The organism is Roseomonas sp. CECT 9278 (genome assembly GCF_918698155.1).
Taxonomy (GTDB): Bacteria; Pseudomonadota; Alphaproteobacteria; order Acetobacterales; family Acetobacteraceae; genus Neoroseomonas.
In genome coordinates this window covers 65,709-90,864 of the sequence record NZ_CAKKLX010000018.1, presented here as the reverse complement: position 1 = coordinate 90,864, position 25,156 = coordinate 65,709, and the positions used below count along the sequence as shown (strand labels likewise).

General features: G+C 74.4%; 25 protein-coding genes. 10 read left to right on the top strand and 15 right to left on the bottom strand.

Annotated features, from left to right (window positions below):
• Positions 1-209: 209 nt before the first annotated feature.
• The 3 genes from LQ222_RS13675 to LQ222_RS13665 all read right to left on the bottom strand — a co-directional run bounded on the left by LQ222_RS13675 (position 210) and on the right by LQ222_RS13665 (position 2,788).
• The gene (locus LQ222_RS13675; RefSeq protein WP_230167159.1) at positions 210-1,586 is read right to left on the bottom strand and encodes an AAA family ATPase; all 1,377 of its coding nucleotides are present in this window, start codon (positions 1,584-1,586) and stop codon (positions 210-212) included.
• Positions 1,586-2,224 carry a thioredoxin domain-containing protein gene (locus tag LQ222_RS13670; protein WP_230167157.1) on the bottom strand — a complete coding sequence of 213 codons (639 nt, stop codon included), beginning with the start codon at positions 2,222-2,224 and terminating at the stop codon, positions 1,586-1,588. Before LQ222_RS13670 ends, LQ222_RS13675 begins: the two co-directional genes overlap by 1 nt.
• Positions 2,225-2,320: 96 nt before the next feature.
• Positions 2,321-2,788 (bottom strand): DUF721 domain-containing protein, encoded by a 468-nt coding sequence (locus tag LQ222_RS13665; protein WP_230167155.1) that lies wholly within the window; start codon positions 2,786-2,788, stop codon positions 2,321-2,323.
• On the opposite strand from LQ222_RS13665, the gene LQ222_RS13660 reads away from it, so the two are divergent.
• Positions 2,782-3,834 (top strand): A/G-specific adenine glycosylase, encoded by a 1,053-nt coding sequence (locus LQ222_RS13660; protein ID WP_230167153.1) that lies wholly within the window; start codon positions 2,782-2,784, stop codon positions 3,832-3,834. The genes LQ222_RS13665 and LQ222_RS13660 overlap by 7 nt on opposite strands.
• 36 nt (positions 3,835-3,870) lie before the next feature.
• Here LQ222_RS13660 and LQ222_RS13655 read toward each other — a convergent pair whose 3' ends face one another.
• The 3 genes from LQ222_RS13655 to LQ222_RS13645 form a co-directional block, all read right to left on the bottom strand.
• The gene (locus LQ222_RS13655) at positions 3,871-4,521 is read right to left on the bottom strand and encodes a hypothetical protein (protein WP_230167151.1); all 651 of its coding nucleotides are present in this window, start codon (positions 4,519-4,521) and stop codon (positions 3,871-3,873) included.
• A gap of 135 nt (positions 4,522-4,656) precedes the next feature.
• A complete protein-coding gene (locus tag LQ222_RS13650) occupies positions 4,657-5,742 on the bottom strand; it encodes a site-specific DNA-methyltransferase (protein WP_230167149.1) in 1,086 nt (361 codons plus the stop codon).
• 499 nt (positions 5,743-6,241) lie between these two features.
• Positions 6,242-6,877: a ribonuclease HII gene (locus tag LQ222_RS13645; RefSeq protein ID WP_230167147.1), complete on the bottom strand. Its 636-nt coding sequence runs from the start codon at positions 6,875-6,877 to the stop codon at positions 6,242-6,244.
• A 123-nt stretch (positions 6,878-7,000) separates the two neighbouring features.
• Here LQ222_RS13645 and LQ222_RS13640 point away from each other — a divergent pair, with 123 nt between their 5' ends.
• The 3 genes from LQ222_RS13640 to LQ222_RS13630 are packed head-to-tail and all read left to right on the top strand — an operon-like array spanning position 7,001 to position 8,700.
• Positions 7,001-7,255, top strand: a complete 255-nt coding sequence (locus tag LQ222_RS13640; RefSeq protein ID WP_230167145.1) for a LysR family transcriptional regulator — start codon at positions 7,001-7,003, stop codon at positions 7,253-7,255.
• A gap of 53 nt (positions 7,256-7,308) precedes the next feature.
• On the top strand, positions 7,309-8,367 hold the full coding sequence (locus LQ222_RS13635; RefSeq protein WP_230167143.1) for a nitronate monooxygenase family protein: 1,059 nt from the start codon (positions 7,309-7,311) through the stop codon (positions 8,365-8,367).
• Between the two features lie 36 nt (positions 8,368-8,403).
• On the top strand, positions 8,404-8,700 hold the full coding sequence (locus LQ222_RS13630) for a hypothetical protein (protein WP_230167141.1): 297 nt from the start codon (positions 8,404-8,406) through the stop codon (positions 8,698-8,700).
• Positions 8,701-8,704: 4 nt separating this feature from the next.
• Here the strand turns inward: LQ222_RS13630 and LQ222_RS13625 are convergent, their stop codons facing one another.
• The 4 genes from LQ222_RS13625 to LQ222_RS13610 all read right to left on the bottom strand — a co-directional run bounded on the left by LQ222_RS13625 (position 8,705) and on the right by LQ222_RS13610 (position 13,745).
• Entirely contained in the window at positions 8,705-9,928 is a 1,224-nt protein-coding gene (locus tag LQ222_RS13625) for an MFS transporter (protein ID WP_230167139.1), read from the bottom strand.
• Positions 9,925-10,638 (bottom strand): helix-turn-helix transcriptional regulator, encoded by a 714-nt coding sequence (locus tag LQ222_RS13620; protein ID WP_230167138.1) that lies wholly within the window; start codon positions 10,636-10,638, stop codon positions 9,925-9,927. The genes LQ222_RS13625 and LQ222_RS13620 overlap by 4 nt, the downstream gene beginning before the upstream one ends.
• A gap of 358 nt (positions 10,639-10,996) precedes the next feature.
• Positions 10,997-12,160: a pyridoxal phosphate-dependent aminotransferase gene (locus tag LQ222_RS13615; RefSeq protein ID WP_230167136.1), complete on the bottom strand. Its 1,164-nt coding sequence runs from the start codon at positions 12,158-12,160 to the stop codon at positions 10,997-10,999.
• A gap of 196 nt (positions 12,161-12,356) precedes the next feature.
• Complete coding sequence (locus LQ222_RS13610) at positions 12,357-13,745, bottom strand: gamma-glutamyltransferase (RefSeq protein WP_230167134.1); 1,389 nt, start codon at positions 13,743-13,745, stop codon at positions 12,357-12,359.
• Between the two features lie 330 nt (positions 13,746-14,075).
• Between LQ222_RS13610 and LQ222_RS13605 the strand changes: the two genes are divergently transcribed.
• From LQ222_RS13605 to LQ222_RS13580, 4 genes are all read left to right on the top strand, one after another.
• Positions 14,076-14,807: a DsbA family protein gene (locus LQ222_RS13605; protein ID WP_230167132.1), complete on the top strand. Its 732-nt coding sequence runs from the start codon at positions 14,076-14,078 to the stop codon at positions 14,805-14,807.
• On the top strand, positions 14,804-15,721 hold the full coding sequence (locus LQ222_RS13600) for an MBL fold metallo-hydrolase (RefSeq protein WP_230167130.1): 918 nt from the start codon (positions 14,804-14,806) through the stop codon (positions 15,719-15,721). Before LQ222_RS13605 ends, LQ222_RS13600 begins: the two co-directional genes overlap by 4 nt.
• 133 nt (positions 15,722-15,854) lie before the next feature.
• Positions 15,855-17,285 carry a Hint domain-containing protein gene (locus LQ222_RS26300; RefSeq protein ID WP_305800018.1) on the top strand — a complete coding sequence of 477 codons (1,431 nt, stop codon included), beginning with the start codon at positions 15,855-15,857 and terminating at the stop codon, positions 17,283-17,285.
• Positions 17,286-17,412: 127 nt separating this feature from the next.
• Positions 17,413-18,018, top strand: a complete 606-nt coding sequence (locus LQ222_RS13580) for a glutathione S-transferase family protein (protein WP_230167128.1) — start codon at positions 17,413-17,415, stop codon at positions 18,016-18,018.
• 112 nt (positions 18,019-18,130) lie between these two features.
• On the opposite strand, the gene LQ222_RS13575 is transcribed toward LQ222_RS13580, so the two are convergent.
• The gene (locus LQ222_RS13575) at positions 18,131-18,757 is read right to left on the bottom strand and encodes a Tat pathway signal protein (RefSeq protein WP_230167126.1); all 627 of its coding nucleotides are present in this window, start codon (positions 18,755-18,757) and stop codon (positions 18,131-18,133) included.
• Between the two features lie 76 nt (positions 18,758-18,833).
• On the opposite strand from LQ222_RS13575, the gene LQ222_RS13570 reads away from it, so the two are divergent.
• Together LQ222_RS13570 and dctP are read left to right on the top strand one after the other, a co-directional pair.
• Positions 18,834-19,511 carry a NeuD/PglB/VioB family sugar acetyltransferase gene (locus LQ222_RS13570; RefSeq protein ID WP_230167125.1) on the top strand — a complete coding sequence of 226 codons (678 nt, stop codon included), beginning with the start codon at positions 18,834-18,836 and terminating at the stop codon, positions 19,509-19,511.
• The gene (dctP, locus tag LQ222_RS13565; RefSeq protein WP_230167123.1) at positions 19,508-20,473 is read left to right on the top strand and encodes a TRAP transporter substrate-binding protein DctP; all 966 of its coding nucleotides are present in this window, start codon (positions 19,508-19,510) and stop codon (positions 20,471-20,473) included. Before LQ222_RS13570 ends, dctP begins: the two co-directional genes overlap by 4 nt.
• Before the next feature lie 157 nt (positions 20,474-20,630).
• On the opposite strand, the gene LQ222_RS13560 is transcribed toward dctP, so the two are convergent.
• The 4 genes from LQ222_RS13560 to LQ222_RS13545 all read right to left on the bottom strand — a co-directional run bounded on the left by LQ222_RS13560 (position 20,631) and on the right by LQ222_RS13545 (position 25,130).
• Entirely contained in the window at positions 20,631-21,521 is an 891-nt protein-coding gene (locus tag LQ222_RS13560; RefSeq protein WP_230167121.1) for a fumarylacetoacetate hydrolase family protein, read from the bottom strand.
• Between the two features lie 339 nt (positions 21,522-21,860).
• A complete protein-coding gene (locus tag LQ222_RS13555; RefSeq protein WP_230167119.1) occupies positions 21,861-22,832 on the bottom strand; it encodes a succinylglutamate desuccinylase/aspartoacylase family protein in 972 nt (323 codons plus the stop codon).
• A gap of 353 nt (positions 22,833-23,185) precedes the next feature.
• Positions 23,186-23,413, bottom strand: a complete 228-nt coding sequence (locus LQ222_RS13550; protein WP_230167118.1) for a hypothetical protein — start codon at positions 23,411-23,413, stop codon at positions 23,186-23,188.
• A gap of 19 nt (positions 23,414-23,432) precedes the next feature.
• Positions 23,433-25,130: an electron transfer flavoprotein-ubiquinone oxidoreductase gene (locus tag LQ222_RS13545; protein WP_230167116.1), complete on the bottom strand. Its 1,698-nt coding sequence runs from the start codon at positions 25,128-25,130 to the stop codon at positions 23,433-23,435.
• Positions 25,131-25,156 lie beyond the last annotated feature (26 nt).

Below are 25,156 nucleotides of genomic sequence, written 5' to 3'. Positions count from 1 at the left end.
GCGCGGCCGCGGCAGCCAGCTTGCCGTCGGCACGCAGGCCGCCACGACCCCCTGGCTGCTGGTGATCCACGCCGATACGCCCCCCGGCCCGGGATGGCGGGACGTCGCCGCGACCTTCATGGCCGACCCGGCCAATGCCGGCCGCGCCGCGCATTTCCGCCTCGCGCTGGATGACCCTTCGCCCCAGGCCCGCCGGCTGGAACGCGCCGTCACCTGGCGCTGCCGGGCGCTGGGCCTGCCCTATGGCGACCAGGGGCTGCTGGGGCGTGGCGCGCCTGGGCGGCATTGCGGGCCTCGGCGGCGGATTGCACGCGGGCGGCGGCCTCGGCGGCCTCGATGGTGGCGGCCTCGGCGGCGGCCTCGGCGGCCTGCGCGGCCTGCGTCGCGGCGGCCAGCGCCGCCTGTGCGGCGTCGCGGCGGCCGGGCAGGGAGGTTTCGACCGCGCGCAGCGCCTCGGCCTCGGCCGTCAGGCGTTCGCGGGCGGTGTCGGCATCGCGCAGCACACCCTCGGCATGGGCCAGGTCGCGCTTGAGCTGAGCGAGGCGCGACTCGGCGGCGTCCAGCGCGTCGCGGGCGCGGCGTTCCTCGGCTTCCAGCCCCTCGGTCTCGACCCGGCGGCGTTCCAGGGCGGTGCGGGTCGTGGCCTCGGTGGCGCGTGGCGCGGGGATCGCCTGCTCGGCCTCGAAGGCGGCGATCGCGGCGGCTTCGGCGTCGGACTCCGCGGCGCGTACGGCGGCGCGCGCGGCCGCCAGCTGGTCGCCGGCCAGGCGGGACGCCGCATCGGCGCGCGCCGCCAGGATCGCCAGCCATTCGCCTTCCGCCTGGCGCACCAGGCCCGACAGGTTGCGGTAGCGGTTGGCCTGCCGCGCCTGGCGCTGCAGCCCCTGGCGCTGGGTGTCCAACTGCCCCAGCAAATCCTCCGCGCGGCCGAGATTCGTCTCGGCCTGGCGCAGCTTCAGCTCCGCCTCGTGCTTGCGGGCGCGCAGCCCGGCGATGCCGGCGGCTTCCTCCAGCACCTGGCGCCGATCCTCCGGCTTGGCCTGGATCAGCGTCGAGACCCGCCCCTGGCTGACCATGGCCGAGGCGCGCGCGCCCGATCCGATATCGGCGAACATGGTCTGCACGTCGCGCGCGCGGACCTCCTTGCCGTTCACCCGGAAGTTCGACCCTTCGCCGCGGTTGATGCGGCGGATGATCTCGAGCTCCGGCTGCTCGTGGTTGGGCGGCGGCGCCAGGCCTTCCGCGTCCTCCAGGCTGAGCATCACCTCGGCCAGGTTGCGCCCCGCACGCGTCGCGGTGCCGGCGAAGATGACATCGTCCATCTCCCCGCCGCGCATCGCGCGGGCCGAGGTCTCGCCCATCGCCCAGCGCAGCGCCTCCACCACGTTCGACTTGCCGCAGCCATTCGGACCCACGATGCCGGTCAGGCCCGGGCGGACCTCGACCACGGTGGGCTCGGCGAAGGACTTGAAGCCGGCGATGCGGATGCGCGCCAGCGTGGCCCGCACGGAGGCGATGCGCTGCGCGTCGCTGCGCGGCGCATCCTCCTCCTCGGGCGTTGCCGGTGCCGCGGCGCCGTCATCCATCACGGGGTCGCGGCCTCGCGCTGGAAGCGGTCGAAGGGGATGTTCCCGCCCACGGTGCGGCGGTTGAACACGAATGTGGGCGTGGCCTGGACGCGGTATTCCTGCTCGCCCTGCTGGCGCTGCACCAGGATGGCGCGGGCGAGGTCCACATCGGTCCAGGCGGCCTCGAAGGCGGCGCCCGACATGCCGGCCACGGCGGCGATCTTGGCGATCTCGGCCTTGTGGTCGACGCCGCGGGCATAGGCCCAGCGGTCCTGCGTGGCGAACAGCGCGGTCAGGAAGGCCTCGTAGCGCTCGGCCGGGAAGGACCGCGCCACCACCGCCGCGCCAAGCGCGACCTGGTCGAGCGGGAAGTCGCGCCACACCAGGCGGATCCGGCCGGTGTCGATCAGCTCGGCCTTCACGCGCGGGTAGGTGTCGCGGTGGAAGGCGCCGCAATGCGAACAGGTGAGGGAGAAGAACTCCTGCACCACCATCGGCGCATCGGCGCGGCCGATCGACCGTTCGCTCAGGCGCGGGTCAGCCGCCGGGGCCGGGATGGGCGCGGTGGACGGCGCCGCCGGAGCCGCGGTCTGGGCGATGGCCCGCCCGGCAACCAGCAGGCCGCCCGTGGCGAGAATGGTACGACGGTCGAACATGGATCCGCGGTCTCCTTCAGGGCCGGCCGCCGGAAGGCCGCGGCCGGGACGCATATGGGGGCGCGCCGCGGAAAGGGGGGAGGGACTCGGGCGCGGCTATCCCCTGTTCCGATAGACGCCGCGGGCCAATCTTGCCAGCGCATCGCGCAATGCCGGGGATTCGATGCCGGCCAGCGCCGATTCGACCCGCTCCGGCAGGGCCGCGGCGGGCGCGCGGGGGGGCGGGCGCGGTGCCGCGCCGCCCGGCGCGCGCTGCACGAATCGGAAGCGTTCCACCGCCACGCGCCCCAGCGCCGCATTGATGCGCTGCGCCAATTGCGGCGCCAGGTGCTGCATTTCCATCGCGACGGGCCCGGAACAGGCGAGGGTCAGCGTGCCGGAGGACAGCCGCAGCGGCTGCGACACCGCCGCCAGCGCCGGGCCCACCAGCGCCGGCCAATCCGCCATGATCTGCGCCCCCGCGGGAGACTTGCGCTTGAAGGCCGGGCGTGTGAGGGCGGGCACCAGGGCGCCGAGCGGCCTCGGCCCGCCCAGGAACCTGCGCTGCTCCTCGTCCCGTGCCATCGCCCCGCCCCTCCGCCGCCGACCTGCTCGCCTGGTACGACCGGCACCGGCGCATCCTGCCCTGGCGCGCCGGCCCGACCGAACCGCGCGATCCCTACCGCGTCTGGCTGTCGGAAGTCATGCTCCAGCAGACCACGGTGGCGGCGGTCGGGCCGCGCTATGCCCGGTTCCTGGCGCGCTTCCCGACGGTGGGCGCGCTGGCCGCCGCGGACTGGGCGGCGGTCGCGGAGGAATGGGCGGGCCTTGGCTACTACGCCCGGGCGCGCAACCTGCACGCTTGCGCGAAGGCCGTTGCGGCGGCCGGGGGTTTCCCGTGCAGCAGCGCGGGTCTGGCGGCGCTGCCGGGCATCGGCCCCTATACGGCCGCGGCGGTCGCGGCGATTGCCTTCGACGCGCCGGTGGTGGCGGTCGATGGCAATGTGGAACGGGTGGTCGCGCGCCTGCACGCCATCGAGGATCCGCTGCCCGCCGCCAAGCCGCGCCTGACCGCGCTGGCCGCCGGCTTCATGGAGGACCCCGCGGCCCGCGCCCGGCCGGGGGATTTCCTGCAGGCGTTGTTCGACCTCGGCGCGACCATCTGCACACCGCGCAACCCGGCCTGCGCGCTATGCCCGTGGCAGGCGGGCTGCGCCGCGCATGGCGCCGGGATCGCGCCCACGCTGCCGCGCAAGGCGCCCAAGCGGGCCCGGCCGCTGCGCCACGGCGCGCATTTCCTGCTGCGCGATGCCGCCGGGCGCGTGCTGCTGCGCCGCCGCCCGGCGGAAGGGTTGCTCGGCGGGATGCTGGAAGTGCCGGGCACGCCGTGGCGTGACATGCCGTGGGACACGCCGGACGCGCTGCTTCACGCCCCGGCCGCGGCGCCCTGGCGGCGTCTGCCCGGCCTGGCGCGGCATGGCTTCACCCATTTCGAACTGGAGATGGTGCTGTTCACCGCCACGCTTCCCGCCGCGGGCGCGCCGCCGGCGGGCGAATGGCTCGATGCGCCCGCCGCGCGCCAGGGCGTGCCCTCCGTCATGCGGCGCCTGCTGGACCTCGCGCAGGCATAGCCCGCCGCCCTGCGCCGTGGCCGACCGCGCGGCCGTTCAACGCTGGCCGCGCGCCGACACCATCACGAAGGCCACCGCCACCAGCACCACCAGCAGCCCGATGCCCGCGATCATCATGGCCGATTGCTGCGCCACCGCCACCGCCGGCACCGACAGCCCGAGCACACTGCCCACCGCCATGATCCGCCACGACCCCGCATGCACGCCGGCCACGAAGGTGCCCAGGCCCAGCAGCAGCAGCAGGCCGATCTCGGTCGCGTTGTCGTTCACCACGCCGCGGACCGACGGCGCGAACAGCAGCATCATCGCCACCAGGAAGGCCGCCCAATGCAGCGCCTGGGTCCAGACCAGCCGGGCCTTGCCGCCCTGCGCGCCGGCGTGGCCCCAGCCGGCCGCGATGCACAGCAGGCCGAAGATCGGCGTCAGCACATACCAATAGACCAGGTTGGGCTGCTCGGCCCCGCCCACCCAGGCCACGCCGGCGAAGCCCGCCACCAGCATCGCCAGGAACGGCGCCTCCGACAGGATGACCCGCCCCCAGGAGCGCCCCGGCGGCGGTGCGGCGGCGGCGGGCGGCGGCGGCGGGGCGGGGGTGTCGTCGAGCTCGCGGTGCAGCTCCAGCTCCCGCGCGCTCGGCTGCGCCATGCGCGGCGGCGGCGCGTCTCCCCCGGTCGGCGTGTCGCTCATGGCGCGGTCTCCTGCCTGCTGTCGCGGCGGCAGCCTAGAGCAGATCGCGATGAGAGGAACGCATCCGGTCGGCCAAGGATGCGCCTGACACCGGATGGCGGGCGCCGGCGCGGTGACCGGCGGCCGCCCCGCGCGCTACATCTGCCGCAGCACTTCCTCGCGCAATTCGTCGATCACGCGCAGCCGGCCATCGCGCTGCTCCAGGTGCCAGAAGGTCCAGCCATTGCAGGATGGCGCTTCCTGCACCGCCGCGCCCACCTTGTGGATCGACCCGGTGGCCAGGCCGCAGCGCAGCGTGCCGTCGGCGCCGACCGTCGCCTCCCAGCGCTTCTGGCGGTCGAACAGGCGCGCCCCGGCGGGCACCAGGCCGCGTTCGACCAGGGTGCCGAAGGGGATGCGCGGCTGTTCCTTCTTCGACGGCAGGGCGGCGGCGGCGTCCTCCGGCGCGGGCTCGGTCGCGGCGATGCGCGCCAGCGCGGCGTCGGCATAGGCCTGCTCGCGCTCGATCCCGATGAAGCGGCGGCCCAGCCGCTTGGCCACCGCCGCCGTGGTGCCCGAGCCGAGGAAGGGATCCAGCACGACCTCCCCCGGCGCGGTGCAGGCGAGGATGACGCGATGCAGCAGCGCCTCCGGCTTCTGGGTCGGGTGCAGCTTCGCCCCCGCATCGTCGCGCAGGCGTTCGCCGCCGGTGCACAGCGGGATCAGCCAGTCGCTGCGCATCTGCAGGTCGTCGTTGAGCGCCTTCATCGCCGCGTAGTTGAAGCGGTAGCGGGATTCCGGCCCGCGCGCCGCCCACACCAGCGTCTCATGCGCGTTGGTGAAGCGGCGGCCGCGGAAGTTCGGCATCGGGTTCGACTTCCGCCAGATCACGTCGTTGAGGATCCAATAGCCCTGGTCCTGCAGCGTCGTGCCGAGCCGGAACACGTTGTGGTAGGCGCCCATCACCCAGATGGTGCCGTCGCGCCGCAGCACGCGCCGGCATTCGGCCAGCCATTCACGCGTGAAGGCATCATAGGCGCCAAGGTCGGCGAAGCGGTCCCATTCGTCGTCCACGCCATCGACCAGCGAATCATCGGGCCGCCGCAGCGTGCCCTTGAGCTGCAGGTTGTAGGGCGGGTCGGCGAAGATGGCGTGCACGCTGGCCGGCGGCAGGTGGCGCAGCCATGCGATGCAGTCCCCGACCAGAACCTGGTCGAGCGGCAGATCGATCTGCGTGCCCAAGCGTGAAACCCCATCCCCCGCGAAGGCCGCAGAATCGCTTGTGCGACTCGGCAGGTCAATCTTTGCTTTGTTCTGCCTCAGGCGCCGGCGGGCGCATCCGCGCGCTTGGCTTGCGCGCCGTGCACTGGCGCGCTGGCGGCGGCTGGTGGGCTGGGCGCGGTCGCGCCGTGCGCTCCCGGATCGCGGCAGGGCCTTGATCCGCCCGTGCGCGGATGCTGCTGTTCCGGCCGGCGGCCGGGCCGCAGGGCGGCCGCATCGCCGCGGCTTCTGGCGGCCGCCCGGGTCCATGGTCGTGGACCATGTCGCCGCATTGGGCGCAGCCTATCCGCGTCGCCGCGAGCGTGCTGGCCTGTCGGATCACCCGGAAAGTCGCCGGGCAGTGTTCGACGCGCAGGTCAGGGCGTTGCGCTACAGGTGCGCCGTTCCCCGAAGCCTTTGCATCGCCCAGCACCCAAGCCGGCCTGTCAGCCCGGCTTGATGGTGGAGCGGGCGCGCGCCCTCAGGGCGCGGCGCCCCACCGCAACGCCGCCTGGTCGACCGGCCCGAAGCCGCGCCGGTGATGCGGGCAGGGGCCCAGCCGCGCCAGCGCATCCCGGTGCGCCGCCGTCGGATAGCCCGCATGGCGCGCGAAGCCATAGCCCGGCCAGCGCGGGTCGAGCCGCGCCATCGCCCGGTCCCGGACCACCTTCGCCAGGATCGACGCGGCGGCGATCGACAGCCACAGCGCATCGCCACCGACGATGCAGCGCACCGGGCAGGCCAGGCGCGGCGGCTGGTTGCCATCGACCAGCGCCAGGTCGGGCGGCACCGGCAGCCGCGCCACGGCACGCGCCATCGCCAGGTGCGTGGCGCGCAGGATGTTCAGCGCGCCGATCTCCGCCGCCGAGGCCGCGCCGATGCCGAATTCCAGCGCGCCGGCGCGCGCCGCGTCCTGCAGCGCCGCGCAGGCCACCTCGCGTTGGGCGGCCTTGAGCTTCTTCGAATCATCCAGCAGCGCGGCCAGCGCCGCCGGCGGCGGGCCGATGAACACCACCGCGGCCGCCATGACCGGGCCGGCCAGCGGCCCGCGCCCGGCCTCATCGACACCGGCGACGCGGCCGGCGTTCGTCTCCAGGCTGAAATCGGGTCTGCGCACGCCCATGGCCCGGCACTAGAGCAGATCGCGTTCGGATGGAATTTTCTGAACGCGTGAGGATGCTCTGAAAACAAAAGGCTAGAGCCTGCGAAGTGAGCGCGAGCGAACGCGGCGTGCTCTAGCATGGCGGCCACGGACACCCCAGACCTGCGCGTCCGCGACGCGGTGGCACGGCGCGGCGGCATGGGCCGGGCGGCGGCCGTGCTCGACACGGTGCCGTCCAACGGCACCGCACGCATCCGCGCGCTGGCAGCCGAACGCGGCGTCGCGCTGTTCGGCCGCCACAACCGCGGCTGCCTGGCTGGCAGCGCGCGCACCAGCCCGTGGCGGCACCAAGTCATCGCCCACGGCGATGGCAGCCATCGGTTCCAGGCATGATTGCCGCCGGACGAAGCGCGGTAGTCTCGCTGGCGAAGGCGGAGGACGAACGCATGGCAGGACCCCAGGTGGCGCGCGCGACGGCCTTCTGCGCGCGCTTCGGCCTGCGCCTGCCGGTGCTGCTCGCGCCCATGGCCGGTGTCGCCGCCCCGGGGCTCTCGGCGGCGATCGCGAATGCCGGGGGGATGGGCGCCTTCGGCGCGCTCACCGCGACGCCCGAGGCCATCACGGCCTGGGCGCACGCCTTCCGCTCGGGCTCCAACGGCGCCTTCCAGATGAACCTCTGGATCCCCGACCCGCCACCGCGGCGCGACGCGGCGCGGGAGGCGGCGATGGCCGACTACCTCGCGACCCACGGGCCGCGCCCGGCCATCCCCGAGGGTCCCTTCCTGCCCGATTTCGCCGCGCAATGCCGCGCCATGATCGAGGCCGGGCCGGCGGCGATCTCGTCCATCATGGGCATCTTTCCCGACGGCGTGGTGGCCGAGGCCAAGGCTCGCGGCATCGCCTGGTTCGCCGTCGCGACCACCCTCGCGGAGGCACGCGCCGCGGTGGCGGCGGGCGCCGATGCGGTGGTCGCCCAGGGTGCGGAGGCCGGCGGCCATCGCGGCGCCTTCGACGCGGCGGCGGCGGATGCGCAATTGACGGGTGGGCTGGCGCTGATCCCGCGCCTGGCCGATGCGCTCGATGTGCCGGTGATCGCCGCCGGCGGCATCGCCGATGCGCGCGGCATCGCCGCCGCGCTGACGCTGGGGGCGAGCGCGGTGCAGATCGGCACCGGCTTCCTGCGCTGCCCCGAGGCCGCGATCCACCCCGCCTGGTCGGCGGCGATCGCCGGCGCCGAACCGGAGGGGACGGTGCTGACGCGGCTGTTCAGCGGGCGGCTGGGCCGCGGCGTCGCGACGGCCGTGACGCGCGGGCCGGCGCCGGAGCCCGCGCCCTATCCGGTGCAGCGCGCGCTGTTCGCGCCGGTGCGCGCGGCGGCCGAGGCCGCGGGCGACCCGGACGGCATGCAGATGTGGGCCGGCCAGTCGGCGACGCTCGCCGCCGCCGAGCCCGCCGCCGCGCTGGCCACGCGGCTGTGGGCGGAAGCGGCCGCGCTGCTGCCCTGAGGCGCGCGCGTTTTCCGTGCCGGGGCAATCGCGACCATGGCCGTTCGCCGCCGCCTGAGCGAAGGCTGGCGGGCGCGCGTGGCGGAGATGCGCCAGAGGACGGACCAGGTCGCGGCCGACACGGCCGCCCGCGCGCACGGCGCTTTCGCCGTCCATCCGCGCATGGTGCGGCCGGCACCTCCAGCCGCCCGCGCGCACGGCGATCTCGACATGGCCGGCGTGCGAATCGGCGCGGCGGCGGCACCGATCCACGCCATCCCGCCGACCGGCGGCATCGTCGGGCGCGTGGTGCGCGCGGCGGCGGATGCGATCGCTCGCGCGAAGGCCGCCTGACCTTTCAGCGCGCCGCCCCGCGCGGCAGCCACACCCACCCCGCCACCCCGCCAACCAACGCCACCCCCAGCACCGCGAAGCCCGCCCGATAGGCCGCTTCCGGCCGCGCCCCGCCGATCTCCGGGAACAGCCCCACCACCGCCCCCACCAGCATCGGCAGCAGCGCCGACCCCAGCACCTGCGCCAGGTTCACCGTGGTCGCGCCGCGCCCGACCGAAGCGTCGGGGAACAGCGTGCGCGCCTCCGCCACCACCAGCACCGGATAGGCCGAGAACAGCACCAGCAGCACCAGCAGACCCACCGCGGCGGACAGCGGCGCGCCCGGCCACCCCGCCAGCGCGCCGAGGCTCGCCGCCGACAGCAGCGCGCCCGCCGTCACGACCCGCCGCCGCGGCCCGAAGCGCCGTTCGAGCGGCCCGACCACCAGCAGCCCGGCCGGCATCGCCACCCCCATCGCCGCCAGCACCCAGCCGCGCCCGGCGGCATCCAGCCCGTGCACGTCGGACAGGTAGGGCCCCGCCCAGAGCCCCAGCACCGTCGCCGCCGCGGCATAGGCGACCAGGTGCATCGACAGCACGCGCGGGAGCCCGGGCAGCGCCCAGATCGAGACCTGGCCGACCAGCGCCTCGCGCAGCGTCTCGGCCTTGCGCGGCGGGGCAGGGCGGTCAGGCGGGTCGTCGCGCACCAGGCGCCACCACACCAGCCCGCAGCCGGCGGTCAGCAGCGCCGAGGCCCCGAGCGCCCCGCGCCAGCCCAGCAGCCCCGCCGCCGCCGCCAGCGGCGCCCCGGCCAGCAGGATGCCGAGCTGTGAGAGCGCGAACACCCGCGACAGCGCCAGCGTCATCGCCGCCCCGGAGTACCAGCGCGCGCACAGCACCACCGCCGCCATGAAGGATGCCGCGCTGCCCAGCCCGATCAGGAAGCGCGCCGCCAGCAGCGTCGTGCCATCCGTCGCGAAGGCCTGGAACAGCGCGCCCAGCACTGCGATCCCGGTCAGCGCGCCGACCGTTCGCCGCGGGCCCGCGCGGTCCAGCGCGATGCCGACCGGCACCTGCGCGACCAGGAGCGCGGCGAAGAACATCCCGTTCGCCGCGCCCAGCACCGTGGGCGACAAAGCGAGATCGACCGAGAGATCCGGCGCCACCACGCCCAGCGCCGCGCGATGGAATTGCGACAGGCCGGTCATCGCGGCAACCGCCGCCATCATCGCCGCGGCGGCGGCCTTCACGCGGCGTCGATCCCCAGGCTCTCGTGCAGCCCGCGCGCGCCCTCGGGCGTCAACGACAGGCGCCGGCGTGCGAGGATGTCGCCATCGCCCTCGGCCGCCGCGCGGCGCAGCCAGCCGCGCGTCATCCAGGCGCTTGCCATCTCCCGCCCCAACCCACCAGCCAGGTGCGGGCGGCGTTCGCTCCAGTCCATGCAGTCGCAGGCGAAGTGCCGTGCGCTCGCCGCGCGATCGAGGTCGATCCCGGTCGCCGCGAGGCGCCGGCGCCCCTCGATCGAGGCATCCCAGCCGCCGGCGGCCGGCGTCAGCCAGCCCTGGCCGGTCAGGCGCTGGTGCACCGTCACGCCGAGCCGCCCGGCCAGGTGGTTCCAGCACAGCCTGGCGCCGCGCGCCGCCTCGCCATGCTTCCAGGGGCGAGGCGGGGCGAGGCGTGCGGCAAGGCCGCCGAGCGCCTCGATCGCCGCCGCCACTTCCTCCGAGGCCAGGCGGTAGTAGCGGTGGCGCCCTTGCGCATGGACCACCAGCAGCGCGCCATCCGCCAGCCGCGCGAGATGGCCGCTCGCCGTCGCCGCGGTGACGCCACCGATGCGCGCGAGCTCGCCCGCGGTCAGCGCCTGGCCGCCCATCAGCGCGGCGAGCATGCGCGCGCGGGCCGGGTCGGCCATGAGCGCGGCGGTGGCGGCGAGGGGGCCGGGGGCGGTCGGGTCGGACATGGCGGCATCCTAGAGCATCACGCGTTCAACCGGCGCCGTCTGGACGGACAGGGATGCGCGGGAGGCGAACGGGCTGGAGCATGCGCAGCCATCCGTGACGCCTCCTTTCTGGACGCGCATCGGGCCGGATGCTTCGGGCCGCAGCGAAATGGCGGCGGGGCCACGGCGCCGTAAGCGCAGGCTGCACCGCGCCGGGGGGGTGGGCGCCAAGCGGCCCGGCCGCTGACGCGCCGCGCCATCATGCGCGGTTGGCGACCGTCGCGCCGGGCATGGTGGGCCTGGCACCGCACGTGCTGACGGTGATGCCGATCGAGGCCCTGCCGCGCGTGCCGGCGCCGCATGGGGCGGCGCAGCGCGGCTATGGCCGCAGCCAGGCCGCCAGGCGCGCCGGCGCCGCCTGCATCGCCGCTTCCGTCCCGCAGTACGAAAACCGCAGGAACCGGCTGCCGCGGTCGCGGTCGAAGTCGAGCCCGGTGGTCGCCGCGATGCCGGCATGTTCCAGCATCTGCGCGCAGAAGGCCGCGCTGTCATTGGTCAGGTGGCCGACATCGCACCACAAGTAGAAGGCGCCGTCGGCCGCCGCGATGCTGGTCAGGCCCGCGCGGGGCAGGCCCGCCAGCAGGGCGGCGCGGCTGCGCGCATAGGCAGCCTTGTTGGCTTCCAGCTCCTCCACGCAATCCATTGCGGCTTCCGCTGCCACCTGGGCGATGTGTGGGGCGCTGATGAACATGTTCTGCGCCAGGCATTCGACCGGGCGGACGAGGTCCTCGGGCAGCAGCAGCCAGCCGATGCGCCAGCCGGTCATGGACCAGTATTTCGAGAAGGAATTCACCACCACCGCGCTGTCGGAGAACGCCGCGGCGGTGCTCTCGGCCACCGTGCCCCAGGTGAGGCCGTGGTAGATCTCGTCGCTGACCAGCCGCACGCCATTCGCATGGCACCAGCGCGCGATGGCGGCGAGTTCGTCGGGTGCCAGCATGGTGCCGGCGGGGTTGCAGGGGCTGGCCACGATCAGCCCGTCCGGCCGCGGGTCCATGCGCTCCAGCATGGCGATGGTGGGCTGGAAGCGCGTGGCGGAATCGCAGGGCAGCAGCACCGGCGTCATGCCGAGCGCGGTCAGGATATTCGCATAGGGCGGGTAGAAGGGCGCCGCCATCGCCACCCGGTCGCCGGGGTCGAAGGCCGCGAGGAAGGCGAGCGGAAAGGCCCCCGATGCGCCGACTGTCACCGCGATCCGCGCCGGCGCCACCGTCACGCCATAGTGGTCGCGATAATGCTGCGCGATGCGCGCGCGCAGCGAGGCAAGGCCGAAGGCTTCCGTGTAGCCCATCGGCGCGCCGGCCTGCAGGGCGCGGATCGCGGCCTCGGCGGCCCCGCGCGGCGCGCCGGTGCCGGGCTGGCCGACCTCCATGCGGATGATGCCGGGCGCGCCCGGCGGCAGTGACGCCGCGCGCGCATTGGCCGCGGCGATCACGTCCATGACCAGGAAGGGTGGCGCGTCCGCGGCCCGGCCGATCTTCATCGCCGCGCCACCGCGCGCCGCGGCCGCCCGCGCGTCACCGCGCGCTTCGTCCCCACGCGCGTCACCCCGCGCCGTCGTGTCTCGCGCGTCACCGCGCGCTCCGTCCCCACGCGCGCCGCCGCGCGCCGTCGTGTCTCGCGCGTCACCGCGCGCTTCGTCCCCACGCGCGTCACCGCGCGCCGTCGTGTCTCGCGCGTCACCGCGCGAAGCTGCCGATCGCCACGCCGCCGCCGCGCGGGTCCGCCGCGCCGGTGCAGGTCGCTGTGCTCCCCGGCGCATAGCCCGGGCACGAAATCACCAGCCCGCGCCCAGGCTGCGGCACCGATGCGAAAAGGTCGGCATTCGGCACGCGCCGCAGTGCCGCCGCCATCGCAATGCCGGCCGCCGCACCCGCCTCCTGCTGGCCCGACCCCGCGCTGGCGGCGCGGAAGCCACGCAATTCGCGGTTGGTCGCCAGCGCCACGCCCAGCGGCGCCGGCGAAACGCTGCCCGACGGCGCCGCGCCCAGCAGGATGCCGATTTCCGGCAGCACGCGCCCGGTGCCGAACAGGTTGTTCATGGTGAAGGCACAGGCCACCGCATTGCCCTGCGGATCCAGCGTGACCAGGCCCGCCTGCGCGCCCACCGGCGCGCCGCCCGCCGATGCCGGCTGGCCCGCCAGCGCCGCCTGGAAGGCCGTGGCCGTGCCCGCGCCGGCATCGCCCGAGGCCGGCAGGAAATGCACCGCGTCGTTGCCGGCAGCCACCCGCACGGGCTGCGTGGCATCGGCGCGGCCGGCACGCAGGTCGGCCTCGGTCAGCCCGCCGCCGGCCAGCAGCGACGCTTCCGCCACGCGCTGCGACAGCGGCCCCTGGTACAATTCGCCGACGCCGCCATTACGCATCTGCGCCAGCGTCGCACCGAGGTCGAGCTGCGTGATGCGTTCGCCCGTGCGCAGCGGCCCGCCGCCCGGGCTGCCGAAGACGCGACGGGCATTCGGGTCGGCCAGCAGCGGTGCGGCCACGGCGGCCAGGTCATCGGCAAAGACGCGGCTGATCTCGGTGCCGAAGCGGGCCAGGTCCTCGGCCGGGCGGACCAGCTGGTCGAAGCGCAGCCGGCCGCCGCGCGTGTGCAGCAGGAACAGCCCGCGCGCCATCATCGGCACCGCGGCCGGGCGGTCGGTGCCGGACGGCAATTCGGTGCGCGCACCGGCGGGGAACAGCACCGCCTCGACCTCGCGCCGCCCGGCCGAGAAGACCAGGCAGGCGCCGCCGCCGCCGAGCCCGGCGCGCGACGGCAGCGTGACCGTCATCGCGAAGGCGCCCGCCACCGCGGCATCAACCGCGGAGCCGCCGGCCGACAGGATCTCCCGCGCCACGATCGCTGCGCGGGGTTCCTCCGCCGCCGCGCCGCCCACGAAGCCCGTCACGTTGCCCGGCGTGCCGAGCGGCACGGAGGGCGGGCCACCGAAGCTCGGCACCAGGGAGCTCATGGTCGAGCAGCCCGGCAGCAGCACGGCCAGCAGCGCGAGCCCGGGCAGCCTGCGCCGCGGCGGCGCGGCCGGGCCGTCGGTCGTGATCCGGCAGCGAATGGTCGTGGTCGTCATGGCCCGGGTCCCGGCCTCCCCTGCTGCGCAGCCCGCCACCGAGGCGCCTGGGCGCGGTGCGGCAGACGGGGGGTCCGGCCCCGGCCCGCGGGCCCCCTGGCCCGGGACGTGCCCCCCGATCCGCATCCCGCGGCTGCTGGCCCCGGCCATAGACGGCTTCGCCGGGGCCGGCAACCGGCCTGTCCGCGCAGGCCCCGACGCGAAACCTGGCGCCGCTGTTGAGCGAAACCCCCGCAGCCCGCATTCTGGCGGGGCGCGCGCGGCAGGCTCGCCGCCGCGGGACATGATGCCACCGCCGCGGTGGCGGGCGCCCCGGCGCCGGGAGAGACCATGAGGCGAACCTTCCTGCTGGCCGCGGCCGGCCTGCTTGCCGGCGGCCGCGCGATGGCGCAGTCCTTCAGCGACGCGCAGCGCGACGAGATCGTGTCGATCCTGCGCGAGGCGCTGCAGCGCGACCCGTCCATCCTGCGCGACGCCTTCGCCGCCATCCAGGCGGCCGACGAGCGCGACCGCGGCGAGGCCCAGCGCGCCGGCATCGCGCAGCAGCGCGCCGCCCTGTTCGCCAATCCCGAGGACCCGGTCCGCGGCAATCCGCGCGGCGATGTCACGATCGTCGAGTTCTTCGACGTGCGCTGCCCCTATTGCAAGCGCCTGCACGAGGACATGGCCGAGCTCATCAACCGCGACCGCAATGTGCGCGTGGTGATGAAGGATATCCCGATCCTGGGCCCGGCCAGCGTGGTCGCGTCGCGCGCCCTGCTCGCCGCCCAGCGCCAGGGCAAGTATGCCGAGCTGCACGACGCCCTGATGCGCAGCCGCGGCGAGCCGACCGAGGCGATGATCCGCGCCGAGGCGCAGCGCGTCGGCCTCGATGTGCCGCGCCTGCTGCGCGAGATGGACGACCCCGCGATCCAGCGCCGGATCGACACCAACCTGGCGCTGGCAAGGTCGCTGCAGATCGAGGGCACGCCGGCGCTGGTGCTGGGCGACACGCTGATCCCGGGCGCCGTGCCGCTGGCGCAGCTCGAGACGCTGGTGGCGCGGGAACGGCAACGGCGGTGATCCTGCCCGCGCCGCCCGGCGTGACGAATGCCGGCGCGCCGCGCGGCGTGGCGATCCCCGGCACGCCCGCTGGCCTCCGCCTCGCCGCCGCGGCGCCGGCCACGGCCTTCACCTGCGCCACCTGCGGGACCCAGCACGCGCCCTCCGCCATGCCGCCCGCGACCTGCGCGATCTGCCAGGACCCGCGGCAATGGGTGCCCGCCGCCGGCCAGCAATGGACCACCGCGCAGGCGCTGGCGCGCCGTCACGCGATCGGCTGGCGCGAGGTCGCGCCCGACCTGCTCGGCTGCGGCATGTTCCCCGATTTCGGCATCGCCCAGCGCGCCCTGCTGCTGCGCACACCGGCGGGCAATGTCCTGTGGGACTGCCTGGCGATGGTCGACCCCGCCACCATCGCCATCGTCAAGGCGCTGGGCGGGATCGCCGCCATCGCCATCAGCCATCCGCACTACTACGCCGCCATGGTGGACTGGGCGCAGGCCTTCGACTGCCCGGTGCTGCTGCATGCCGCCGACCGCCGATGGGTGATGCGCCCCGACCCCGCGATCCGCTTCTGGGAGGGCGAATCGCATGCCGTCCTGCCGGGCGTGACGCTGCATCGCCTGGGCGGCCATTTCCCCGGTGGTACGATCCTGCACTGGTCGGCGGGACGCGGGGCGATCATGACCGGGGACATCGCCTCGGTCGCGCCGGACCGCCAGCATGTCTCGTTCATGTGGTCGTATCCCAATTGGGTGCCGCTGCCGGCCGCCGAGGTGGCGCGCATCGGCGCCGTGCTCGAGGCCCTCGACTTCGATGCGGTCCATGGCGCCTGGTGGGACCGGGTGATCCCGGCGGGCGGCAAGGCGGCGGTGCGCGACAGCGTGGCGCGCTACATCCGTGCCGTGACCGGCCCCGGGCCGCTGGCGGATTGATCGGTCACGATTGGGTCAGCCCCCCCTGCCATTCAGGCATTCGTGAGCATGTTGTGCTAAGCGGCACCGCAAGCGGGGCAAGGGCTGCCCCGCAGGTCGATGCCCACGGGCGCGGCGCCGGCAAGGGATTGGCATGAGCGGCTGGAGCGACGGCGGCCCGGGACCAGGCAACGACACCTTCCTTGGCGGGCCAGGCGATGACACGCCCGGCACCGGCCAGGGCGGCGCCGATTCGATGGCCGGCCTGGACGGCAGGGATTTCCTGCGCGGCGAGGACGACAACGACACGCTGGCCGGCGGCGGCGGCGCCGATACGCTGCGTGGCGATGGCGGCGACGACATCCTCGATGGCGGGGATGACGGCGATTCGCTGGCGGGCGGCACCGGCGCCGACCTGCTGCGCGGCGGCCCCGGCGACGACACGCTGGCGGGCGGGTCCGGCGCCGATACCCTCGATGGCGGCGGCGGGATCGATGCGCTGGACTATGGTGCCTCCTCTGGCGGGGTCACGGTCGACCTGGGCGGCGGCGCGACCGGTGGCCAGGCCAGCGCCGATTCGGTGGTCGCGGGCAGCTTCCGGACCATCCTGGGCAGCGCGACCGGCGCCGACCGGCTGACCGGCGACACCCAGGCCAACCTGCTGGCCGGCGGCGGCGGCAACGATACGCTCGGCGGCGGGGATGGCGCCGATACGCTGGCCGGCGGCACCGGGGAGGATTCGCTGCTGGGCGGCGGCGGCGGCGACAGCATCGGCTGGCGCACCGGCGACGGGAACGACGTGGTCAGCCTGGGCAGCGGCGCCGATACGCTCGACCTGCAGGGCTGGAACGGCGCCGATACGGCGAACGATGCCTGGGCGGTCGCGATCTCCGGCTCGACCGCGACCTTCACCGGCGATGCCAGCGTCGGCAATGCCGTGGTCACGGTGCTGGACTACGACCCCGAGGACAGCGTGGTCTGCTTCGTCGAGGGCACGCTGATCCTGACACCCTCGGGCGAGGTTCCGGTCGAACGGCTGCGCGCCGGCGACCATGTGGTGACGCCCAAGGGCGCCTCCCCGATCGCGCCGCTCGCCTGGGTCGGGCGGCTCGAGGTGGATCTGGGGCGGCAGCTGTTCCGCGACCGCGCCGCGCCGGTGCTGGTCAAGGCCGGCGCGCTGGCCGAAGGCGTGCCGTTCCGCGACCTGCATGTCAGCCCGAACCATGCGCTGTTCGTCGACGGCCACCTGGTGCCGGCCCGGCTGCTGGTGAACGGCCTGACGGTGATCCACCAGCGCTGGCGGCGGGAGGTGACGTATCATCACGTCGAACTCGAACGGCATGCCCTGCTGGTCAGCGAAGGCGCGCTGACCGAGAGCTACCTCGATGACGGCAACCGCTTCCTGTTCGAGGTTCCGGGGATCGTGCCGCTGGCGCCCGACTTCGCGGCGCGCCGGGCCGAGGGGCGCTACGCCGCCGCCGCCTGCGCGCCCGTGCTGGCCGAGGGCGATGCCGCGCTGCTGCCGATCCGCATGCGCCTTGGCACCCGCGCGGGGCACCTGCAGGCGCGCCGGCGTTCGGTCTGACGCGCAGGCCGATGGCTGGCCGCCGGCGCCGGGGAACAGTATTCTCTCGCCGCCCACCCGTCGGGATGCCCATGCCGCGTCTTGCGGCGCGGCCGGCGGGTTCGTGCTGCCACCCGAAGGACATCCCATGCTCAAGATCCACGGCATTCCCCGCTCGCGCGCCTTCCGCTGCATCTGGGCGGCCGAGGAAGCCGGCCTGCCCTACGAGGTGATCCCGATCGGCTTCCAGCCCGGCTTCAAGCTGGAGCGCGCCGTGGCGATCAACCCGAACAACAAGATCCCGGCGCTGGAGGATGGCGACCTGGTGCTGTTCGAGAGCCTGGCGATCAACCTGCACATCGCGGCCAAGGCCGGCGCGCCGCTGATGCCCGCCGGCGACGACGCCGCGCGCGTCATGCAATGGACGCTGTGGACCGCGACCGAGGTCGAGCCGCACGTCATGCGCTGGTCCTACAACGCCTACCTGAAGCCCGAGGCCGAGCGCGTGGCGTCCGAGGCGGCGGCCGGCAAGGACCTGCTCGATGCCCGGCTGAAGGTGCTCGAGGGCGAGCTGGCGCAGCGGCCCTGGCTGGTCGGCGCGGGCTTCACCATCGCCGACCTCAACCTGGCCTCGGTGCTCTATGGGTCGTGGATGAATGGCTACGACTACGCGCCCTTCCCGAAGGTGAAGGCGTGGATCGAGGCCTGCCTGACGCGCCCCGCGGCGCTGCGCGCGCGCAAGCTGCGCGAGTGACACGAGGCGGCGCCCGGCGCGGCTTCAGCGCAGGGGCGCCGTCCTGCAGGGCTGGCGGGATCGGGCGCGGGCGGGCGCTCCGCCGCCAGCGCCGCCAGCGCCGCCAGCGCCGTCAGCGCCAGGCGTAGTTGCGGATCGAGCAGGTCTCGATGTTGCGCTGCTCCAGGATGCGCCCGTCCATGTAGACCACGCGCATGTCCACCGTGCAGATGCCCTGCCGCGGCAGGCCGATCGGCATCGAGGCGCCCGGCGGCAGGATCTGGTTCGGCCCCAGCCGGTCGCGCCCCCAGCTGCGCTGGCTGGTCAACGAGACATAGACCTCGCGGATCGGCTCGCCGCTGCGGTTGACGAAGACGAAGGACGGGTCGTCGCGCTCCACCTCGCGTTCGCGCGGCGGGGGCGGGGCTGGCGCCTGCGGCACGTCGCGCCCGAAGGTGATGCGGCTGAGGGTGCAGGCATGCACGCCCAGGTGCCCGTCCTCGGTGCCGTCGGCGAAGCGCACGCGGATGTCCAGGTAGCAGTCGCGGAAGGTCGGTTCGACAAACACCTGCATGCCCGGCCGCAACGGCCCCTGCAGCAGGATGTTCGGCCCCCATTCCGGCACGCGGGAGGGCGAGACATTCGCCGCCACGATGGTCTGACCGGTATTGTTCTGCAGCCAGAAGCGGTTCTGCGCGGCGGCGGGCGCCGCGGCGGCGACCAGCAGGACCAGGGCGGCGAACAGGCCAGGCAAACGCATCGTCGTCTCCCGCAAGGACGGCCATACTAGCGGAACCTGCGCGGCAGGGTGATGGCGGCGTGAAGGATGGGGCGGGATGCTTGAGGCGCGGCCGGCGATCCTGGTGCTGGGGGCGGGCGGCCATGGCAAGGCCGTGCTGGACTTGCTGATGGCCGGCGGCTGGCCCATCGCCGGCGTGCTGGATGGCGCCCCGCGCGTGGCGGCGGTGCTGGGCGTGCCCGTGCTGGGCGACGAATCGCGGCTGCCGGCGCTGCTGGCGGCCGGGGTGGCCGCGGCGCATCCGGCGATCGGCCACAACGCCCAGCGCGCCGCCGCCGCCGCCCGCCTGCTGGCGGCCGGCTTCGCGCTGCCGGCGCTGGTGCATCCGGCCGCGACCATCGGCCATGGCGCGACGCTCGGCGAAGGCGCGGCGGTGCTGGCCCGCGCCGTGATCGGGCCCGAGGCGCGCATCGCCCGCCTGGCGCTGGTGAACACCGGCGCGATCGTCGAGCATGACTGCGACATCGGCGAGGCCGCGCATGTCGCGCCAGGCGCCGTGCTGGCCGGCGGCGTGCGGATCGGCGCGGGTGCGCTGGTGGGCGCCGGCGCGGTGATCCGCCCTGGCGTGAGGGTGGGTGAGGGCGCCATCATCGGCGCCGGCGCGGCCGTGCTGGCCGACGTGCCCCCCCACGAAACCTTTGCCGGCGTGCCGGCCATACGCGTGCCGGCGACGCGCTTGCCGGCACAGGAACATCGCCCGGAGCCCCGCCCATGACCCTGTACCGTCGCGTCATCCTCGCCGCCCCCGCGCTGGCCTTCGGCAGCGCCCGGGCGCAGGCGCCCGGCTGGACGGTCGCCACCGAATACCCCGCGACCTCGATCCCCGGGGAGGGCGTCGTGCATTTCGCGGCCGCCGCCACCGCGCGCGGCGTGCCGGCCAGCGCGGCGGCGGGCGCGCCCGATGGCTATCGTTCGGCCGCGGCGCTCGATGTGCTGGCGGCCGGGCGCTTCGCCGCGGTCGATTCCTTCACTGGCGCCATGGGCGCGGTCGATCCGATCTTCCTGCTCTCCTCGCTGCCCTTCCTGACCGGCTCGCATGCCGATGCCGCGCGGCTGCGTGACCTTGCGCGGCCGCGCTATGTCACGACACTGGAATCGCGCGGCGCGGTGCTGCTGTGGACCACGCCCTGGCCGCCCTCCGGCCTGTGGACCAATCGCCCGGTCCGCACGCCCGAGGACCTGCGCGGCCTGCGCGTGCGCACCTATGACGCCACCGGCACCGCGGTGCTGCGCGCCGCCGGCGCGGTGGCCGAGGTGCTGTCCTTCGCCGAGGTGGATGCGCGCCTGGCGGCCGGCACGCTCGATGCCGTGCTGTCCTCGGGCGATGGCGGGGCGGGGCGGCGGCTGTGGCGCTGGCTGCCCCATTTCACCGAGCTCAACTACGCCTGGCCGCTGTCGCTGGGATTTGCCGCGCGCACGGCGCTGGCGGCGCTGACACCCGCGCAACAGCAGGCGGTGCGCGCGGCCGGCGCGGATACCGAGGCGCGGCAATGGCAGGCCATCGAAGGGCGGCTCGCCGCCAATCGCCAGGTCATGCGGGACAACCAGGTGGCGATCCACGAGCCCGACGCGGCACTGCGCGCCGCGCTGCGCACGGCCGCCGCCGGCGCGGTCACCGCCTGGGAGGCGCAGGCCGGCGAGGCCGGGCGCGCGATCCTCGCCGCGTACCGCGGCTGAGTTATTCTTTGTCCCTCAAACGGCGGGTGGCGGCCATCCGGCCGCCTTGCCTTCGCGCCGTGCACTGGTGCGCCGGGGGCGACTGATGGGCCGGGCGCGATCGCGCTTCGCGCTCGCGGCCCGATGCGGGGCATCGGGCCGGGTTGCCTTCGCGCTGTCAGTCGCCGACCGCGTTGGTCAGCGTGCCGATGCCCTCGATGGTCAGTTCCATCACGTCGCCGGTCTTCATGGTCTGCGGCGGCACCATCGCGTAGCCCACGCCCTCGGGCGTGCCGGTCAGGATCACGTCGCCCGGCAGCAGCGTGAAGCCCGACGACAGCTGGTGGATGATGTCCTTCACGTCGAAGATCATCTTGGACGTGCGGCTCGACTGCCGCTGTTCGCCGTTCAGCTTCAGCCCGATCGCGAGGTCCGAGGCATCGAGGTCCGCCGCCGGCACGATGACGGGGCCGAGCGGGCAGGACCGGTCGAGCGACTTGCCCTTGAACCACTGGCCGTGCCGGCGCTGCAATTCGCGCCCGGTCACGTCGTTGCCGATGGTCCAGCCGAAGACGTGGTCGAGCGCCTTCTCCTTCGGGATGTTCCGCCCGGCGGTGCCGATCACCGCGACCAGCTCGACCTCGTAGTCGAGCCATTCCGTGACGCCCGTGTGCGAGGGCACCAGCGCGCCCGGCGCAATGACGGTCTCGGGCGCCTTGGTGAAGAATTGCGGGAATTTCGGCACCTCGGACTGCGTGATGCCGCGCGTGCGGTCGCCTTCCGCCACATGGTCCATGTAGTTGCGCCCGACGCAGAAGACGTTGCGGCGCGGCCGCGGGATCGGCGCCTGCAACGCGACGGCGGCGAGCGGCAGCACGCTGCCCGCCGGCGGGTTGGCGGCCAGCGCGCGCACGGCATCGAGCGCGCCCGGCCCCGCATCGATCAGCGCCAGCATGTCGCGCGCCGGCGGCATGGCGCGGCCGAGGTCGAGCACGCGCGCGCCATCCAGCAGCACGCCGGCGCGGCTGCCCCCGGCATCGGCAAAGGTGATGAGCTTCAAGGCGGCCATGGCGCGTTTCCCCAGGGTATTCGGATGGGCGCCACGCAAGCGCGCCGCGCGGCATAGCGCAACCCCCCACGGAGGGTCGGGGCACCGCGCGCGCGGGCACGCGAAACACCGGATCGAGGCCGAGCCGCGAGCCGGGCGCGCACGGTGCGCGCCCTGCCACGGGAGATTGCGGATGGCGGCACTACCGCGATCCGGGAGCGCACGGCGCGACCGCGCCCAGACCGTCAGCCGCGCCGGGCGCGCCAGTGCAGGGCGCGCAGCCAAGCGGCCGGATGGCCGCGCCCGGCGCTTGAGGGCACAGAAAGACTCCGCGCCCGGCGCATGCGGGCGAAGGAAAAACTACTCCACGAACCGCGCGAGGCGCACCGCGGTATGGCCGCGCGGGACCATCGGCGTCGGCATGACCATCAGGCAATCATCATGCGGCGTGCGGATCTCGGCATCGCCATCCAGCGCGATCAGCGTATTGGCGCGCGGGATCACCTCGCCGCCGCGGAAGTCGCGCAGGAAGGCGAAGGACCGCGTCGCGGCAGTGATGGTGCGGCTGACGCGCGCCAGGCGCGACGACGGCACGACCGGCAGCGGCGCGCGCGGCGCCGCCAGGCCGGCCAGGTGCAGCAGGCGCTCGCAGGCCTCCTCCATCCGGGCCACCGTCGCGGCTTCCCAATGGTCGCCGGCTTCGATCAGCACGGCGGCGGCGGCGGTGTCCGGCGCGGCGAAGCGCGCATAGTCGATCAGCCGGCGCCCGCCGACATGCCCGGCATCGGCCACCACGGTCTGCGGCACGCGGACCGCGAGGCCGAGCCGCGCCGCCTTGTCGGTCTCGCCCGCCAGGATCAGCGGGTCGGATTGCCAGAGCATCGAATGCAGGTCGGCGAGGATGTCCACGCTGTCGAACAGCGGGCGCAATTCGCGCGCCCGGCGCAGCTCGGCCGATCGCCGGGGGCCGTCGAGCTCGGCCGCGGACCAGATGCGGTTCATGTCCTCGTCGAGGAAGCGTGTCGCGGTCGGGTCGGCGGCATCGAAGCGGGCGAAGGCCTCGAGGTTGCAGAACACCAGCGACAGCCGCCCGCGCGCCGGGCGCAGCTCGCGCCGCAGCAGGCGGTCGAGCACCACGGCGCCGGCGATCTCGTTGCCATGGACGATGGCGGTGAGGGCGACATGCGGGCCGGGGGCCTCGGCCGCGAAGGACCAGGCGCCGGGGATGCCGCAATTGCCCGGCAGCCAGCGCCGCAGGTCCGGCTTCGCGATGTTCACCGGCACGTCGGGCGGCCGCGCCGCCGATCGCCCAGGCCCCGGGATGTCATGCATGGCGCGCGACCCCGGCGGTGATGCGGCGCGAGGCCGGGCGGGACCATCGGTCCGCCGCGTCTCCCGCGTCACGCACACTCGCCCCCCGTCTGCGGCTCATGGTTGCAGTCTATACAGGTCGTGGGTGTCGTCCATCCGGGGCCGGCGGCGCGGCGGGCGGCGGCGATGCGAAACGGCACGATCCCGGCGGCGCTGCGGGGCCGATCCGCTGCGCTGTGATGCAGGTCACACGCCGTGCGGCGACGCCAGCAGGGGCGATCCGCCGGCGCCTGCGGGACGCAGGGCATGGGCGGGGGGCGTGGTGCCTATCGCCCGCGCGGCCGACGACCGGTCGGATGGGTGGCGCGCCGGGGTCAGCGCCGCGCGGCGATCTCCGCGCGGATGGCCACCGCCAGCGCCTGCACCGCGCCGTGGAAGCGGCGCAGCAGCAGCAGCCAGGCCACCAGGATCAGCGCCGCCCAGGGCACGCCGAAGGCTTCCCAGGCCAGCCCCGCCGCCGCCACCCAGCCAAGGCCGAGCAGCACGCCCGCGCGCAGCACGCCCAGCACCGGATGCGGGGGCGGCGGTGTCCCGGTGGTCATGCCGCGCGCGCCGGCGGCGTCACATGCCGCCGATGTAGTTCGGCCCGCCGGCACCCTCGGGCGTGCACCAGTCGATGTTCTGCGTCGGGTCCTTGATGTCGCAGGTTTTGCAGTGGACGCAGTTCTGCGCGTTGATCACCAGGCGCGCGGCCGGCGTGCCGGCCTCGACCTCCGCCCCCGCGCCGGTCGCCTGCGCGTCCGGGGTGCCGCGCAGCAGGACATCGGCGGCGGGGCCGACCGCCTCGTACACGGCGGCCGGGCAATACCGGCTCTCGGGGCTGGCGAAGCTGTCGAAATTCACGCCCTTCCAGCGCGACGGGTCGCGCAGCTTCAGGTGCGCGGGCTGGTCTTCCTCGTGGTTGGTGTTCGACAGGAACACCGAGGACAGCCGGTCGAAGGACAGCACGCCGTCGGGCTTGGGGTAGTCGATGCGCGGCGCATCTGCGGCCTTCTTCAAGGTCGCATGATCGTCGTGATGGCCCATGGTCCACGGCGCCTTGCCGCGCAGCACATATGTGTCCAGCGCCGCATAGGCCATGCCGCCCCAGAAGCCGAACTTCGCGAAGGCGGGGCGGATGTTGCGCACGGCCTCCAGCTCGCTCCAGACCCAGGAGGCGCGCAGGTTGGCCGGGTAGGCCTCCAGCACCGGCGGGCGCGGCTCGGCGGCCAGCGCGGCGGCGATCGCCTCCGCCGCCACCATGCCGGATTTCATCGCGGTATGCGTGCCCTTGATCTTGGGCACGTTCAGGAAGCCGGCGCTGTCGCCGATGATCGCACCGCCGGGGAAGACCAGCTTCGGGATGGACTGGAAGCCGCCCTCGTTCAGCGCGCGTGCGCCGTAGGCGATGCGCTTGCCGCCGGCCAGCATGGCCGCCACCGCCGGGTGGTGCTTGAAGCGCTGGAATTCGTCGAAGGGCGACAGCCAGGGGTTGGAATAATCCAGCCCGACCACGAAGCCGATGCTGACCAGGTTCTCCCCCAGCATGTACAGCCACGACCCGCCATAGGTGTCGGTCGGCAGCGGCCAGCCCGTGCTGTGCCAGATCAGTCCGGGCGTGTGGTTCTCCTTCGGGATCTCCCACAGCTCCTTGATGCCGAGGCCGTAGGTCTGCGGCTGCACGCCCTCGCGCAGGCTATAGGTCTCGAACAGCTTCTTGGTCAGCGAGCCGCGGCAGCCTTCGCCGAACAGCGTGTAGGTGGCGCGCAGCTCCATGCCCGGCTGGTAGTTGGGGCCTTCCTCGCCATCGCGGGTGATGCCCATGACGCCGGCCACCACGCCGCGCACCTGGCCGTCCTCGATGATCGTCTCGGTGGCGGCGAAGCCCGGGTAGATCTCGACGCCCAGCGCCTCGGCCTTGGCGCCCAGCCAGCGGCAGACATTGCCGAGGCTCACGATGTAGTTGCCGTGGTTGTTCATCGACGGCGGTGTGGGCAGCTTCCACGCCTTGGTGGCCGTGAGGAACATGAAGCGGTCATCGCCGGCGGGTGTCGCGAGCGCCGGCGGGTCGTCGCGCCAATCCGGGATCAGCTCATCGAGCGCGCGCGGTTCCAGCACCGCGCCCGAGAGGATATGCGCGCCGATCTCGCTGCCTTTTTCGACCAGGCAGACCGAGGCATCGGGCGCGAGCTGCTTGAGCCGGATCGCCGCCGCCAGGCCCGACGGCCCGCCGCCCACGATCAGCACGTCGAACTCCATCGCCTCGCGCTCAGCGGCCATGTCCGGGGGTTCCTCTCATTCTCGGA

What these genes read in the sequence shown, in the direction of transcription:
- LQ222_RS13640 (WP_230167145.1), top strand. Translation starts at nt 7,001, where the DNA reads ATGGCGGCCACGGACACCCCAGACCTGCGCGTCCGCGACGCGGTGGCA.
- LQ222_RS13580 (WP_230167128.1), top strand. Translation starts at nt 17,413, where the DNA reads ATGCTCAAGATCCACGGCATTCCCCGCTCGCGCGCCTTCCGCTGCATC.
- LQ222_RS13635 (WP_230167143.1), top strand. Translation starts at nt 7,309, where the DNA reads ATGGCAGGACCCCAGGTGGCGCGCGCGACGGCCTTCTGCGCGCGCTTC.
- LQ222_RS13665 (WP_230167155.1), bottom strand. Translation starts at nt 2,788, where the DNA reads ATGGCACGGGACGAGGAGCAGCGCAGGTTCCTGGGCGGGCCGAGGCCG.
- LQ222_RS13630 (WP_230167141.1), top strand. Translation starts at nt 8,404, where the DNA reads ATGGCCGTTCGCCGCCGCCTGAGCGAAGGCTGGCGGGCGCGCGTGGCG.
- LQ222_RS13555 (WP_230167119.1), bottom strand. Translation starts at nt 22,832, where the DNA reads ATGCATGACATCCCGGGGCCTGGGCGATCGGCGGCGCGGCCGCCCGAC.
- LQ222_RS13605 (WP_230167132.1), top strand. Translation starts at nt 14,076, where the DNA reads ATGAGGCGAACCTTCCTGCTGGCCGCGGCCGGCCTGCTTGCCGGCGGC.
- LQ222_RS13560 (WP_230167121.1), bottom strand. Translation starts at nt 21,521, where the DNA reads ATGGCCGCCTTGAAGCTCATCACCTTTGCCGATGCCGGGGGCAGCCGC.
- LQ222_RS13670 (WP_230167157.1), bottom strand. Translation starts at nt 2,224, where the DNA reads ATGTTCGACCGTCGTACCATTCTCGCCACGGGCGGCCTGCTGGTTGCC.
- dctP (WP_230167123.1), top strand. Translation starts at nt 19,508, where the DNA reads ATGACCCTGTACCGTCGCGTCATCCTCGCCGCCCCCGCGCTGGCCTTC.
- LQ222_RS13610 (WP_230167134.1), bottom strand. Translation starts at nt 13,745, where the DNA reads ATGACGACCACGACCATTCGCTGCCGGATCACGACCGACGGCCCGGCC.
- LQ222_RS13615 (WP_230167136.1), bottom strand. Translation starts at nt 12,160, where the DNA reads ATGAAGATCGGCCGGGCCGCGGACGCGCCACCCTTCCTGGTCATGGAC.
- LQ222_RS13620 (WP_230167138.1), bottom strand. Translation starts at nt 10,638, where the DNA reads ATGTCCGACCCGACCGCCCCCGGCCCCCTCGCCGCCACCGCCGCGCTC.
- LQ222_RS13545 (WP_230167116.1), bottom strand. Translation starts at nt 25,130, where the DNA reads ATGGCCGCTGAGCGCGAGGCGATGGAGTTCGACGTGCTGATCGTGGGC.
- LQ222_RS13570 (WP_230167125.1), top strand. Translation starts at nt 18,834, where the DNA reads ATGCTTGAGGCGCGGCCGGCGATCCTGGTGCTGGGGGCGGGCGGCCAT.
- LQ222_RS13655 (WP_230167151.1), bottom strand. Translation starts at nt 4,521, where the DNA reads ATGAGCGACACGCCGACCGGGGGAGACGCGCCGCCGCCGCGCATGGCG.
- LQ222_RS26300 (WP_305800018.1), top strand. Translation starts at nt 15,855, where the DNA reads ATGAGCGGCTGGAGCGACGGCGGCCCGGGACCAGGCAACGACACCTTC.
- LQ222_RS13675 (WP_230167159.1), bottom strand. Translation starts at nt 1,586, where the DNA reads ATGGATGACGGCGCCGCGGCACCGGCAACGCCCGAGGAGGAGGATGCG.
- LQ222_RS13550 (WP_230167118.1), bottom strand. Translation starts at nt 23,413, where the DNA reads ATGACCACCGGGACACCGCCGCCCCCGCATCCGGTGCTGGGCGTGCTG.
- LQ222_RS13575 (WP_230167126.1), bottom strand. Translation starts at nt 18,757, where the DNA reads ATGCGTTTGCCTGGCCTGTTCGCCGCCCTGGTCCTGCTGGTCGCCGCC.